This window comes from Delftia sp. ASV31 (assembly GCF_016428765.1).
Classification (GTDB): Bacteria; Pseudomonadota; Gammaproteobacteria; order Burkholderiales; family Burkholderiaceae_C; genus Comamonas; species Comamonas acidovorans.
On the sequence record NZ_JAELTK010000024.1, the window covers coordinates 58,042 to 72,104 of the forward strand.

At 65.3% G+C, this 14,063-nt stretch carries 9 protein-coding genes; all 9 read right to left on the bottom strand.

Translation table 11 applies throughout. The features are described from left to right. Positions 1–8 precede the first annotated feature (8 nt). Positions 9–524, bottom strand: a complete 516-nt coding sequence (locus JHD82_RS11225) for a TRAP transporter small permease (RefSeq protein WP_013800419.1) — start codon at positions 522–524, stop codon at positions 9–11. A gap of 147 nt (positions 525–671) precedes the next feature. Further along, positions 672–1,658, bottom strand: coding sequence for a TRAP transporter substrate-binding protein (locus tag JHD82_RS11230; RefSeq protein WP_016450058.1), 987 nt, complete (start codon positions 1,656–1,658; stop codon positions 672–674). 297 nt (positions 1,659–1,955) lie between these two features. Beyond that, a complete protein-coding gene (putP, locus tag JHD82_RS11235) occupies positions 1,956–3,458 on the bottom strand; it encodes a sodium/proline symporter PutP (protein WP_199136509.1) in 1,503 nt (500 codons plus the stop codon). A 79-nt stretch (positions 3,459–3,537) separates the two neighbouring features. Beyond that, positions 3,538–7,575, bottom strand: a complete 4,038-nt coding sequence (gene putA, locus JHD82_RS11240; RefSeq protein ID WP_199136511.1) for a trifunctional transcriptional regulator/proline dehydrogenase/L-glutamate gamma-semialdehyde dehydrogenase — start codon at positions 7,573–7,575, stop codon at positions 3,538–3,540. Positions 7,576–7,768: 193 nt separating this feature from the next. After that, positions 7,769–8,776, bottom strand: a complete 1,008-nt coding sequence (locus tag JHD82_RS11245) for a fimbrial protein (RefSeq protein WP_199136513.1) — start codon at positions 8,774–8,776, stop codon at positions 7,769–7,771. Positions 8,777–8,933: 157 nt separating this feature from the next. Next, on the bottom strand, positions 8,934–9,824 hold the full coding sequence (locus JHD82_RS11250) for a hypothetical protein (RefSeq protein ID WP_199136515.1): 891 nt from the start codon (positions 9,822–9,824) through the stop codon (positions 8,934–8,936). A gap of 13 nt (positions 9,825–9,837) precedes the next feature. Then, complete coding sequence (locus tag JHD82_RS11255; RefSeq protein ID WP_199136517.1) at positions 9,838–12,729, bottom strand: fimbria/pilus outer membrane usher protein; 2,892 nt, start codon at positions 12,727–12,729, stop codon at positions 9,838–9,840. A 114-nt stretch (positions 12,730–12,843) separates the two neighbouring features. Next, positions 12,844–13,578 carry a molecular chaperone gene (locus JHD82_RS11260; protein WP_233174701.1) on the bottom strand — a complete coding sequence of 245 codons (735 nt, stop codon included), beginning with the start codon at positions 13,576–13,578 and terminating at the stop codon, positions 12,844–12,846. Between the two features lie 152 nt (positions 13,579–13,730). Then, positions 13,731–14,063: fimbrial protein (locus JHD82_RS11265; RefSeq protein ID WP_374191643.1), on the bottom strand; the 333-nt coding region annotated here is incomplete at its 5' end.

Consider the following 14,063-nt stretch of genomic DNA (forward strand, 5'->3'; position numbering starts at 1 on the left):
CTGGTGGATCAGATCGACGCGGCTGCGTCGGCATCCATCTCATCCGACTCCGCGAACGAGCCGTCTGCGATATACCCGCGCGCAATGAACAGCAGATGCACCAGCATCAGCACGAAGCCCACGGGCATGGCCGCGTAGACGAAGGAGATCGGAATGTCCGTGGCCGCCGTGGTCTGGAAGCGCGTGGCCCAGACGTACTGCGAAGAGGCCACCGCCATCACCGCGCAGAACAGGCCCACGCCCAGCACCACGAGGCGGCGCAGCCACTGCGCCTTGCGCGTGCCCACCGAGCGGTGCAGGTTGTCGATGGCCACATGGCCGCCGAAGCGCAGCACCAGGCCCGCGCCCAGGAAGGTGACCCAGATCATCATGTGCCGGGCCACTTCCTCGGCCCAGACAATTGAGTCGCCCGTGGTGTAGCGCAGCACCACATTGGCAAACACGATGCAGGCCATGGCCAGCAACAGCACGATCAGCAGCCAGCGGTTGCAGGCCACAAGGGCGCGTTCGATTCGGTTGAGCATAGGAGTGGGCGAGGGCAGGAGGGGAGTGGCGCAAGGGCCGGGCTGCCGTCGGAGGTCAGATCATCGGGGCGGGCGCCGTGCGGGGCCATGGGGCTTGCCCGCAGCGGCGGCCCGGTGCCACGGGCAGGCCGCCCGTGGCAGGAAGGATTACTTGGCGTTGGCGATGGTGTCCAGCGTCTTCTGGCCGAACTTCTTCGCGTATTCCTTGTAGGCCGGCTCCAGCGCGGTGCGGAAGGCGGCCTGGTCCACCTTCTCCACCACCTGCATGCCGTGGCTCTTGGCCTCTTCCACGCCCTTCTTCTCCACCGTGTCCACGAACACGCGCGAAGCGATGGCGCCCGACTTGGCGCCCTGCGTGAAGGCCGCCTTCTGGCTGTCGTTCAGCGTGCCCCAGAACGAGGGCGACACCAGCAGGGCCATGGGCGCGTACACATGGGCCGTCAGCGTCAGGTGCTTTTGCACCTGCCACAGCTTGGCCGAGGCCAGCACCGAGATCGGGTTCTCCTGGCCGTCGATCGTGCCCTGCTGCAGCGCACCGATCACCTCGGGCCAGGACATGGGCGTGGGCGATGCGCCCAGCGTACGGAAGGCCGTGATGTGCACGGGGTTCTCGGTCACGCGGATCTTCAGGCCCTTGAGATCGGCCACTCCGTTGACGGCGTGCTTGTTGTTGGACAGGTGGCGAAAGCCCTGCTCGCCCCAGGCCAGGGCGACCAGGCCGCGCTTGCTGAACTTGGCCAGCAGCTCCTGGCCGAAGGCGCCGTCCAGCACGGCGCGTGCATGCTGCGTGTCGCGGAACAGGAAGGGAATGTCCACCACGCCCACATCGGGCACGAAGTTGCTGATGGCGCCCGTGGAGACGATGGCCGCCTCCACCGTGCCCAGCTGCAGGCCCTCGATCAGCTCGCGCTCGCCGCCCAGGGCGGACGCGGGGAACTGCTTGAACTTGTAGGCGCCGTTCGTGCCCTTTTCCACCGCATCGGCCCAGGCCTGGGCGGCCGCGCCGTAGTGCGAATTCACGGCCAGGGCGTAGCCCACCTTGACCTCCTTGGTCTGGGCCAGTACGGCGCCAGCCGAGGCAGCCGCCATGGCGGCCACGCAGGTCGAAAGAAGGGTGCGGCGGATCATTTGCATAGCGGCAGTCTCACTTGTTGTGTGTTGAAAAATGGCCCCCACGCTCCCCTTGCAGGGCAAGGTCCGCGGTCCCCCGCAGGGGGCCGCTTTTCATCCTGGGGCGGCCCGGCGATGAAAAAAAGAGCCCCTGGATTGTAGTGACCACTCCCCTTGTGGCGACCACGTACAAAGCGCTCGTCATGTGCGTTGAGGTGCATCTGATTTGGCGATGCCATAGGTGCTGAAATGACAAACGCCCGATGCGCCCAAGCGTCATCGGGCGTCGGGTTCAGATGGAGCGGGTCAGCTCATTGCCACTCAGCGTGCCCCGATCCGCTCGAACTCGCTCTCCACCGCCGCATGCGCCTTCAGGATGCTTTGCGAAGGCGCAGGGCCCATGCGGCTGACGACTACCGTGGCCAGCCAGGCCAGGATGAAGCCGGGGATGATCTCGTACAGGCCCAGCCAGCCGAACTGCTTCCACACCAGCACCGTCACGGCGCCGGTGATGATGCCGGCCAGCGCGCCGCCGCGCGTCATGCGGCTCCAGAACAGCGACAGGATGATCACCGGGCCGAAGGCGGCGCCGAAGCCGGCCCAGGCGTAGCTGACCATGCCCAGCACCTTGGATTCTGGGTTGCTGGCGATGGCGATGGCGATCAAGGCCACCAGCAGCACCATGGCACGGCCGATCCAGACCAGTTCGATCTGGCTGGCGTTCTTGCGCAGGAAGGTGCGGTAGATGTCCTCGGTCAGCGCGCTGGAGCACACCAGCAGCTGGCACGACAGCGTGCTCATCACGGCCGCCAGGATGGCCGCCAGCAGCGCGCCCGAGATCCAGGGGTTGAACAGCTGCTTGGTGATCTCCATGAACACCGTCTCGGCATTGGCGTTCACGGCAGCGGCGCCACCGGGGTTGGCCGCGAAGTAGGGAATGCCGATGAAGCCCACGGCCACGGCGCCGGCCAGGCACAGGATCATCCAGGTCATGCTGATGCGGCGGGCCGAGGGAATGGTCTGCACCGACGATGCCGCCATGAAGCGCACCAGGATGTGCGGCTGGCCGAAGTAGCCCAGGCCCCAGGCCAGCAGCGAGACCACGCCCACGAAGCTGGCGCCACGGAACAGGTCGAACTTCTCTGCCGCCACGATGGCGTGCAGGTCCTGGCCCGGCTGCAGATGGCCCTGCACGGCCAGCCAGGCGATCACGGGCGCCAGGATCAGCGCCGTGATCATCATCGAGGCCTGGATGGTGTCCGTCCAGCTCACGGCCAGGAAGCCGCCGATGAACACATAGGCGATGGTGCACAGCGCGCCCACCCACAGGGCCGTGCTGTAGGGCATGCCGAACATGTTCTCGAACAGGCGCGCGCCCGCCACCACGCCCGAGGCGCAGTACAGCGTGAAGAACACCAGAATCACCACGGCCGTCACGATGCGCAGCACGTTGGAGTGGTCCTCGAAACGGTTGGCCAGGTAGTCGGGCAGGGTCAGCGCATTGCCGGCACGCTCGGTGTACAGGCGCAGCCGCGCCGCCACCAGGCGCCAGTTCAGGTAGGCGCCCAGGATCAGGCCGATGGCGATCCAGGCTTCCGACAGGCCGGACAGGTAGATGGCTCCGGGCAGGCCCATCAGCAGCCAGCCGCTCATGTCCGAGGCGCCGGCCGACAGCGCCGTCACGAAGCTGCCCAGGCTGCGGCCGCCCAGGATGTAGTCGGAAAGATTCTTGGTGCTGAAGTAGCCGATGGCGCCGATGCCGAGCATGGCGACCAGGTAGATGGCGAACATGATCGCCGTCGGGTCGTTCCAGTTGAATTGCATTGAAGTGTCCTGCGTTGGTCGTGTTTTTTCGGGTGGTGCGGGGCGCTTGCCAGGGGCCGGTTGTGCCGGCCCCGGCCGTTCAAGCCATGGTCATGAGCTGTGCATTGCCGCCTGCGGCGGCGGTATTGGTGCTGATGGATTGCTCGTGGAACAGCGCGGCCAGGTCATAGCCGCGGCCCGCATGCAGCTCGTCGCTGTTGCGGCTTTCCACGCGCACCAGGGCACCGTCGCGCGCGGCGACCTGGGCGCAGACCTGCAGCAGGGCGTCGCCGTCGCCCTCGAACAGCAAGGCGGCCATGGGCGCTTGTGCATCAGCCAGCGATTCGGCGCTGGCGCTGTGCAGCCATGGCACACCGGCATCGCCCGCAGCGGCGCGCAGCGCCTGCCAGGTGGCGGCGCAGCCGCTGTCGGCGCCTGTTCCGTTGTCGGGCAGCACGGCATGGCAGGCGTTGCCGCTGGCCAGGGCTGCTGCCACCTGGGCCACCAGGCCCAGCGGCGTGCGCGGCAGTGCCCAGACGGGGCCGCGCGGCAGCAGGCGGTAGCGGTTGGATTCGCCCGTGGGGCCGGGCAGCAGCATGGCGGCGTCCAGGCGCGAGGCGGCCAGGGCCTCGTCGCAGGCGGCCAGGGCCTGCACCTGCTCATCGGCGGACATGTCCTGGGGCGGGGCCTTGGACAGCGTCTCGCGCAGCAGGCCCAGCAATTGCAGCGGTGCCTGGGCGGACGACTCGGCCCGCGCGAAGACGGACAGCGCCGCGCTGGCCGGCCCCTGCGCCAGTCGGTGCAGGTACAGCGGGCCGCCGGCCTTGGGGCCGGTGCCCGACAGGCCCATGCCGCCAAAGGGCTGCACGCCCACCATGGCGCCGATCACATTGCGGTTCACATAGATGTTGCCCGCATGCACGCGCTTGGTGAGGTGGGCAATGGTCTCGTCGATGCGGCTGTGCACGCCGAAGGTCAGGCCGTAGCCGGTGGCGTTGATGCCATCGACCAGCGCGTCCAGCTGCTCGCGCTTGAAGCGGATCACATGCAGCACGGGGCCGAAGACCTCGCGCTGCAGGCGCGTGGTGCTGTCGATCTCGATGAGGGCCGGGGCCACGTAGTGGCCATTGAGCACGCCGTCCTTGCGTTCCACGCGGGTGACCTTCTGGCCCGCTGCGGCCATCTGCTCTATGTGCTGCTCGATCTGGCGGCGCGCCGCGTCGTCGATCACGGGGCCCACATCGGTGCTCAGGCGGTCGGGGTTGCCCAGGTTCCACTCCTGCAGCGCATCGCGCAGCATGGTCAGCGTGCGGTCGGCCACCTCGTCCTGCAGGCACAGCAGGCGCAGGGCAGAGCAGCGCTGGCCGGCCGAATCGAAAGCCGAGGCCAGCACATCGGCCACCACCTGCTCGGCCAGGGCCGAGGAGTCCACCACCATGGCGTTCTGGCCGCCGGTCTCGGCAATCAGAGGAATGGTGCGGCCCGCAGGCGACAGGCGGCGGAACAGCTGGCGTGCAATCAGGCGCGCTACCTCGGTGGAGCCCGTGAACATCACGCCCGCCACCTGGGCATGGGCCACCAGGGCCGCGCCCACGGTCTCGCCCGTGCCCGGCACCAGCTGCAGCGCGTCGCGCGGCACGCCAGCCTCGTGCAGCAGGGCCACCATGGCGGCGGCCGTCAGCGGTGTCTGCTCGGCAGGCTTGGCCAGCACCGTGTTGCCGGCGGCCAGGGCCGCAGCCACCTGTCCGCAGAAGATGGCCAGGGGGAAATTCCAGGGACTGATGGCCAGCACCACGCCCAGCGGGCGCTGCGCGGCGTTGTCGAAATGCGCGGCCGCCTGGGCGCCGTAGTAGCGCAGGAAGTCCACGGCCTCGCGGACCTCGGCCACGGCGTTGGAAAGGGTCTTGCCCGCCTCCCGCATGATCAGGCCCATCAGCGGCTGGCTGCGTTGCTCCAGCAGGTCGGCGGCGCGGGCCAGCGCGTCGGCACGGGCGGCGGGCGGTGTGCCGGCCCAGATGGGCGCGGCCTGCGCGGCGCGCGCGGCGGCGGCTTCGGCCTCGGCCGCCGTGGCCTCGCGCACCCAGCCCACTATGTCGGACAGCTCGGCCGGGTTGCGCATGGGCTGCCAGCCTTCGGTACGTGCCGGGTCGGCCGGCAGGTCGGCATCCGCGGGGGCGGCCAGATAGGTCTGGCGCGTGCTGTGCAGCAGCGCGGCGGCCAGCGAGGCCAGTTGCTGCTCGTGCGCCAGGTTCAGGCCCTGGGAATTGGCGCGGGCCTGCCCTGCCTTGTCTCCCTGCTGCGCGAACAGATCGGCCGGCAGCGCAATGCGCGGGTGGGGGGCGCCCAGCCGGCCTTCGTTGCGCGCGATCTTCATCACCTCGTCCACCGGGTCGGCCACCAGGTCGGAGACCGGCACGGAGGCGTCGCCGATGCGGTTCACGAACGAGGTATTGGCACCGTTCTCCAGCAGGCGGCGCACCAGATAGGCCAGCAGCGTCTCATGGCTGCCCACGGGCGCATAGATGCGGCAGGGGCGGGCCAGCTTGCCTTCGGAGGCCGGGCCCGTCACCTGTGCGTACAGCGGCTCGCCCATGCCGTGCAGGCACTGGAACTCGTACTGGCCGCTGTAGTAGCTGCCGCCCACGGCCTGGGCCAGGTGGTAGATGCTGGCCAGGGTCTGCGCGTTGTGCGTGGCGAACTGGGGGTAGATGGCATCGGGCGCATCCAGCAGCTTGCGCGCGCAGGCCAGGTAGCTCACATCGGTATAGACCTTGCGCGTGTAGACCGGGTAGCCGGCCTGGCCGCCTTCCTGGGCGCGCTTGATCTCGCTGTCCCAGTAGGCGCCCTTGACCAGGCGCACCATCAGGCGACGGCGGCTGCGGCGGGCCAGGTCCACCAGGTAGTCCAGCACCTGCGGGCAGCGCTTCTGGTAGGCCTGGACCACAAAGCCTATGCCGTTCCAGCCCTTGAGCGAGGGCGCGGCACACAAGGCCTCCAGCAGGTCCAGCGACAGCTCCAGCCGGTCGGCCTCTTCGGCGTCGATGTTCATGCCGATGTCGTACTGCTTGGCCAGCTCGGCCAGCTGCAGCACGCGCGGCAGCAGCTCGGCCATCACGCGCTCGTACTGCGCGCGGCTGTAGCGCGGGTGCAGGGCCGACAGCTTGATGGAGATGCCCGGCCCCTCGAAGATGCCGCGCCCGTTGGATGCCGCGCCAATCGCGTGGATGGCCTGCTCGTAGGCCTGCAGGTAGCGCTGTGCGTCGGAATCGGTGGCGGCTGCCTCGCCCAGCATGTCGTAGCTGTAGCGAAAGCCCTGTTTTTCATAGGCGCGGCTGTTGGCCAGCGCCTCGGCAATGTCCTGGCCCGTCACGAACTGCTCGCCCATCAGCTTCATGGCGCGGTGCACGCCCTGGCGGATCAGCGGCTCGCCGCCCTTGCCGATCACGCGCGTCAGCGCCGACGACAGGTTCTTCTCGCTGCTCGTGGACGTGAGCTTGCCCGTCAGCACCAGGCCCCAGGCCGCCGCGTTCACAAACAGCGAGGGCGAGCGGCCCACATGGGCGCGCCAGTCGCCCTTGCTGATCTTGTCGCGGATCAGCGCATCGCGCGTGGCACGGTCGGGAATGCGCAGCAGCGCCTCGGCCAGGCACATCAGCGCCACGCCTTCCTGGCTGGACAGCGAGAACTCCTGCACCAGCGCCGCCACGCCGCTGCCGGCCGGCGCATCGCGCAGGCCCTGCACCAGCCGGGTCGCCAGCTCGCGCACCTTGTCGGCCTGCTGGGCATCCTGGGCGCGTGCCAGCGGCAGCAACACCGGCAGGCACTCGGGCTCGGGCCGGTGCCAGGCGGCCGTGATGGCAGCGCGCAACGGCGTCTGCGGGAGGATGGACTGGGCGAATTCCAGAAAGGGTTGCACCTCTTGCGGGATGCTGGGTTGCGCTTCTTCCAGCGCCATATCGCCCTGGCTGTCGCCCGCGCTGGACAGCCGGATGGTGGTCGCGCCGCGCTCCAGGGCATCGACGTACTGGACAACCGCCTGCTTGATCAGCCAGTGCGGTGTGCGCCCTATCTGCTGGGCGGCGATGCGGATACGCTCGCGCAGAGCGTCATCAACCTTGATGCCTACGGTGGTGGACATGGTGTGCCAGTGAGGAATGGAAGAGGTGGGAAATGCGAATGGAGATGCACCATGAAGAAGACATGGTGCAACCTTGCTTGGTTGAAATGTCGCAGAGGTTGCGACGTTTTTGGACTGGGGTTAACCCTTTTGTCTCATGGCCCAAGCCGATACCGCTGTGTTACCGCCGCGTTACGGCCATGCTGCGACCGGCCTACTGGTAGTCGATGGTGAAGGTCGCCAAGGCATTGGCGCTGCCACCGCCGCTCACGGTATTCCTGATCTGCCGGTAGCGCGCCTCCAGGTCGATCTGGAAATTTGCCGTGCCCTGCGAAATCGTGCCCGCCTGCCAGCCGTTGGCTGCGCCAAAGCCCTGGATCGCGCCATTTCTCAGCACCTCCACGCCAACGCCGCTGACCTGCGAGCCGGTCAGCGCCAGCACCGAGGGGACTTGCGTGTCCGTCGTGCCCGACAGCGTCACGAAAGGCTTGATCTGGGTGTTCGGGTCGCCGCCGGAGCAGCTCAGCTGGATGGAGAAGGGCACCTTGTCCGTGGTCGCACCCAAACCCGTGAAGCGTGTGTCGGGATGCGTGCCCAGCGGTACGCTGATGCTGTCCGACACCAGCGTGCAGGTGGGATTGATGGGGACCAGGGTGACACCGGAGAAAACGTATTGCGCGGCGAGTGCTCCGGCAATTTTCATTTCCATGTATGGTCCTGCCAGTTGGATCTCTCCAAAAATAGTACTGATGGGTCCTGTTTTTATGAAATCTATTGTAATGGTGGATTTTTCTCCTTCGGGAATGGTGTATGAATTCGTTAGTGTAGGTCGATCGCTGGGAATTGTTCCAATCCCTTCCATTGACATGCGCAATCCTATTCCGGGGACATTGCTGGGATAGATTCTGTCATCAGGGACTCCGAATCCTGAAAATGAAGGTCTGCCAAAGCCTGAGCAAACCACTCGCGCAGGTATTGAGGAATATCTCTTGTTGTCGATTACTGGGTTAAGCGAAATTACTGCAAACACTTTGCCGTTTGGTTCGGAGTTTATGTTGATGGGTAAACTCAGGACCTGATTCACGGGGTAAGATGCAATGTAATGGTTCTTTCCATCAGTGGTCGGATTGGAGTCAGCCGGCATGCAGAATGCTGCATGGGATGCGGAAATGGTGGAAAAAATGATTCCCATGGAAAATGCGAAAAGCTTGTACATATTCATTCTGGTTCTCCATCTGGAATCAAGGCGGCAGTTCGAAAGAACAACGTAGCGTCTTGTGCCGTGTGCCGTGTGCCGTTAGCCCTGGCATGTGCAGGCGCATGGCATCTCTGAGGAGTGCAGCGCCTGCTCCAAGGCCCTCGCAAAGGCAGGCTTGGGATCAGTGGCGGTTGAGCGAAAGCTGGGCGACACTGGAACTTCCCATGACCGGCTTGATGCCTGGCAGTTCATCAGCAAGGCAGGATGGAGTTTTGGCGATCATTTCCGGCAGCCTGCGCTCAGCAGCGGGGCGACCGGAAGAATGGGCGACGGCGGCCGTGGCCGGGTTCTCTGCGCTCAGGCTCGCGGTGCAGAACGGACCGGTCGGAGCGGCGGCCTCACGGTCAAACTGGTATTGGGCGATGACCACGTCGTCGACCTTGTATTGAAGGAAAACCCCTTTGAGGGGCCCTGCCTGTTTGATCGGGCCAATCTTCACCAGATAGATATAGATGGGAGCATCGGACAGTTCCTGGATGGGAAAGTAGCTCTGTATTGCATTGCTTGGGTCGGTCGGAATAGGCATTTTTCTGAAATCTATGCGCAGTCCTATGCCGGGAATGGAGCTCTCATAAGCCCGGTGCTTCTGGTGAAAGGTGCCCACGCCATACCAGCCAGAGGTTTGGTATTTTGCACAGAACATTGCACCCCCTTTCATTCCAGTATATTTCTTGTTGATGATATAAGGGAGAAAGGCGACGCGGCCCACTACACTGCCGATTGCACGAGATTCAATATCAAACGGCAGTGGGACCTCCAGCGTTCTACTGGGCAGGAGGACATAGTGATTTTTGCCATCGTTGATGGAATTGCCGACTCCATCGTTAGAGCAAAAAGCTTGCGCATGTGCCTGGCCTATGGAAAAAATGAAGAGTACTGAGGACAATGCGATGGCACGGGTAATGGTCATGAAAATGCTCCGTTGCTGAATGAAAAGGCGGTTCTCGGATTTCAATATCGCAGGGCAGGTGACCGGCGGACCGCGTGCCGGAAAGGGGGTGGGCACAGCCATGTACCGCCTCGGTTCAGACGCCGACCGAGGCCTGGGCTTGTGTTGGCGAGTCCCGCAATTCACCCACCAGGCTGCGATCGATCCGCAGGCCAGGGCTGTTGTCTGCCTGGCCGTCCGGCGCCAAGGGCGGTTGCGCCTGGCCCGTGTACCGCTTCGCATCGGCCGTGGTGCGCAAGACACTGATGCGCAGGCTCAGCCGCAAATCGCCAAGATGCTTCTCGGCCTGGAAGGGCAGGCTGGACTGGCGGATGGCGATGGGACGCGAGGTCTCGGCTCTGGGTGTCAGCGCGGCCTGATGGGACGGCGCTGCGGCAAGATGGGACGGCACGCAGTGCAGGTCCATGCTGGCTGGCACACGGGAGCCGGTGGAGCGCTCCCGCGCCGGCAGCGAATAGGCCATGCTGCAATGGGCCGTGCCATCGCCGGCCTTCCACTGGGCGTGCAGCTGCCCCTGGTCCGACAGGCCGCGCAGCATGAGCTTGCCGGCCTGGCCGACCATGCCCAGGTCCTTGCCGCTCTCGTCCGAGACGACGGCGCCGAAAGGCACGGGCGACGTGTCCGCCTGCGTCAGGCGCAGCACGGCTGAGCGGCTGTAGCTCGTCTTGAACACCACCATGGCGGCGGCACCGGCCACCGGTGCGACGCGCCGGTTGGCCTCCTGCAGTTCCACATCCATGGACATGCCCTTGGGGTCCAGCGACACCTCGTTCATGGCATAGGGTGTCATGTAGGGCACCACGGCATAGCCCCGTGCATCGATGCGTACACCGGGCGCATTGGTGAGGCGCGCGCCCTCGGCATGCGGGGCCTGCACGATGACGAAGGTCTCGCCCAGGGGCTGCGACAGCGTGACCCCTCCGGGGTGGGCGACCAAGGCGCCGCGCGCGCCCAGTGACAGTTGCTGGCCGGCCGGGCCCGCGCTCACGCTGCCGCTGAACAGCGTGTACGGGCGGCGGTAGAGGGCATTGGCGCCTGCATTGAGGCGCGATCCCTGGTTGCCGCTGCTGCCGTATTCGGCATTCAGGCCATAGGAGAGATCGCTGCCGACCTGCCCGTAGGTGCTGGCCTGCAACTGGTTGCCGCCGCGCGAGTCATGTGTGAAACGGCTCATGACTCTGGGCTTTCCCGCCCCCAGCGGAATCGTCACCCCTGCGTACAGCTGCGTGCTGGGGCGGCCCCAGGCATCGCGCTGGCGCGAGGCCGACAGGTTGTAGGGAACGCCCAGCCACGAGCTGCTGTAGTTGAGCGTGTAGTCCACGCGGCGGCCCGCGCGGTTCCAGTAGTTGTCCATGGAGGCGGAAATGCTCAGGTTGCCGCCTTGCTCGCCCAGGCGCTGGCTCAGTGTCATTGCGGCGCGCGTGCGCGGGCGCGACAGCAGGAGCGGTGCGCCGCTGGCAGCGGGCCGGGTCAGGTCGCGCGCCCGCATGGCCTCGTTGATGCCGAAGAACCCGTTGGTGGAATAGCGGTAGGCAGCCAGGGTGATGCCCGTGCCGGACTCCGGGAAGGTCTTGGCGTAGGTGACTCTCAGGCTTTGTCCTGAGTAGCTGCGGTCATGGGGGATGCGGGTGTTGGCGTGTGTGAGGTCCAGGCCAAAGGCACCCCATGGTGTATTGAACACGGCGCCCACCGTGGGCGAGAAATAGCCCTTGGCGACCGTGGCGCCGCCATAGGCCGTGAGCATGTTCGAGAAGCCGTACTGCCAGCCTGCCTGGGAGAAGAACGGAGCGCTCTCACGCAGGCCGCGCACTGCGCCTGCTGTGAGGCTGTAGCGGTGCTGGCCCTCGCGCAGCGAACGAGGAACGGCCGCATAGGGCACCGAGAAGGAGCGCACGGAGCCGTCGGCCTCCTCGATGTCCACCTGCAGGTCGCCGCCATAGCCGGTGGGGTACAGGTCATTGATCACGAAGGCGCCCGGTGCCACCGTGGTCTCTTGCAGCTTGATGCCGTTCTGGCGGATGACTACCCGGGCGTTGGAATTGGCCACGCCGCGCACCACGGGCGCGAAGCCGCGCTGCGACTCGGGCAGCATGCGGTCATCCGTGCGCAGCCGCAGGCCGCGGAAGGAGACCGAGTCCATGATCTCCCCGTCGGTGTAGGTGTCGCCCAGGATCAGTTGCGATGACCAGTCGGCGATGTCGCGCTGCGCATAGGCCGAGATGCTCTGATAACGGCTCGGTCCCTGATCGCTCCAACTGAACGAGCCACTGTGCCGGAAATGCCAGCGCGCATAGTTGAAGCCGCTGTTCAGGCCCAGGTAGCCCTGGGTGCTGCTGCCCGCTGGCCCGCCGCGCGCATGGTAGGTGTTGAAGTCATAGCCGAGCGTGCCGGTCGTCACGCCCGCGTTCCACTGCTCCGGACTCACGTAGCCGCTTGCCACGCGCCGCATCAGGATCTGGGGAATGCTCACATCCAGTCGTTGCAAACCTACGTTGAAGCTTGCGGAAGCGCCGGGGACGACCTTTTCAATGCGCAGGCACGCTGGGTCTCCATCCACAACATCCTCGTTCGCCGGCAGGCTCGCCATGTCAATGTCCATTTGCTCCAGCAGGGACATGTTGAAGCAGGGCTGGGCACTGGCACCCCGACTGCGTTGAGTGAACCGCACCTCGGTGCGGGCCATCCAGTTGCCGTTGACCAGAAGGTCCGGGTTGTAGAGACCCGGTTCCACAGAATTACCCTCTGCGAAACGCAAGACATCGATCCCGTCGCCTCCTCGCAGAAAGCTGCTGTTGAATTCGATGTGCTGTGCGCGTGCGGGCGGCATCCTGCCGGCGGTGTGCTCTGTTTGCGAGGCGCGCATATCCATTTGCCAACAGGCCAGTACTGCCAGCAGCAAGGCATGTAGTGGTTTGGCCTTGAACGGGAAACAGCCCGGCTTCCGTACCCTGTCGGCTTTTTTCTTCATAGCAATCCCTCTCGATGGACATGCCTTTTTTTGCACCTGCTGCGCCGTGCTGCCTACCTCGGCCAGTCACGCGTGACCGGCATGGAGGCTTTCGGTGCTGCGTCAGGGCTTCGGCTACCGTCGGCGCCCAAGTTCGACCCTGTGGCCCTCGGCACCACCCCAGTCGTTGAGGCTGGTGTAGACCACGACTGCGTCCGCAGGAAGCTCCTTGGGTAGTTGTTCGTTTTCGGCGGGCTTCTGGAATGCAAACTTTGCCGTTTCTCCTGGCAGCACATGTCCTACATTCATCTTGAAACTCTGGCCAGCTGCCTCTACGGCGATATGGCCCAGATTGGCGACATATGCGGTCGGATTACGGGCCTGAAGTACGGCCTGCCCGTCTCGGGTCGTGCTCGCGGACCACTGCAACTGCTCAGGCGCATCCTTCGGTTCGCCCGGAAGGCCCTTGGGGCGATATATCAGCTTGATGCGCGTGCGAAAGGCCAGTGCGAGGCTGCCCTGGGAGCCTTTCGCGTTCTCGGTCTTGGGCGGCACGTCCAGCACGTTGATCCAGAACAATGACTCTCTGTCCTGGAGTAGGGGCTGGCCGGAATGGATGATGCGCAGCATCTGCTGGTCCGAGGCTTCCAGGCGGGTGAGCGACGGCGCGATCACGAAGGGCACATCTATGCCCTCGGGCGCCATATCTCCATCGCCCGTGTCCAGCCATGACTGCACCAGCGATGGCAATTTTCCTTCATTGGAAATCTTGAGGGTGGCTTCCGTCTCGTCGCCTGAAAATATGACCCGTGTTCCATAGAGGACTATGCTGGCATTGGCCGGGAAGACGCAAATAAGCAATGCGGCCATGGCGAAACAATGTGACAGCAGACTGGATCGGCGATTTTTCACCGGCATAGGAGATCCTGAATTTCTGTATATGAGAGAAATGCCACAGGCATTGGAGGTGAATGCGCCAGCCACCAGAAGGTGGCCGGCGCTTCTCTGAGGCGGTGGACTGCCTATTGATAGTTCATGGTGAAAGTCGCTTCAGCATTCGCCTCTCCTGAGGCAAGGGGCACGGCAGCCACGTAGTACCTGGCGATGTAGTTGAGCGTATTGGTTCCTGATTGCAGGTTGACAGGCGCAGACGGGCCGCTCAGATCCCAGATGGCCGTTGTCGAGTTGTTCTCCAGTAACTGGATGTCGGGGGGGGGGGGGGGGGGGGGGGGGGGCTGCCGACGAAATGCGAACAGTGTAGAGCTCGGGGGTCGCGGTGTCAGTAAATGGGGGGGGGGGGGGGGGGGGGGGGGGGGGGGGGGGGGGGGGGGGGGGGGGGGGGGGGGGGGGGGGGG

Excerpts from the sequence above, each read along its gene's own strand:
- JHD82_RS11230 (WP_016450058.1), bottom strand. The coding sequence starts at position 1,658 with ATGCAAATGATCCGCCGCACCCTTCTTTCGACCTGCGTGGCCGCCATG.
- putA (WP_199136511.1), bottom strand. The coding sequence starts at position 7,575 with ATGTCCACCACCGTAGGCATCAAGGTTGATGACGCTCTGCGCGAGCGT.
- JHD82_RS11225 (WP_013800419.1), bottom strand. The coding sequence starts at position 524 with ATGCTCAACCGAATCGAACGCGCCCTTGTGGCCTGCAACCGCTGGCTG.
- JHD82_RS11255 (WP_199136517.1), bottom strand. The coding sequence starts at position 12,729 with ATGAAGAAAAAAGCCGACAGGGTACGGAAGCCGGGCTGTTTCCCGTTC.
- putP (WP_199136509.1), bottom strand. The coding sequence starts at position 3,458 with ATGCAATTCAACTGGAACGACCCGACGGCGATCATGTTCGCCATCTAC.
- JHD82_RS11245 (WP_199136513.1), bottom strand. The coding sequence starts at position 8,776 with ATGAATATGTACAAGCTTTTCGCATTTTCCATGGGAATCATTTTTTCC.
- JHD82_RS11260 (WP_233174701.1), bottom strand. The coding sequence starts at position 13,578 with ATGGCCGCATTGCTTATTTGCGTCTTCCCGGCCAATGCCAGCATAGTC.
- JHD82_RS11250 (WP_199136515.1), bottom strand. The coding sequence starts at position 9,824 with ATGGCTGTGCCCACCCCCTTTCCGGCACGCGGTCCGCCGGTCACCTGC.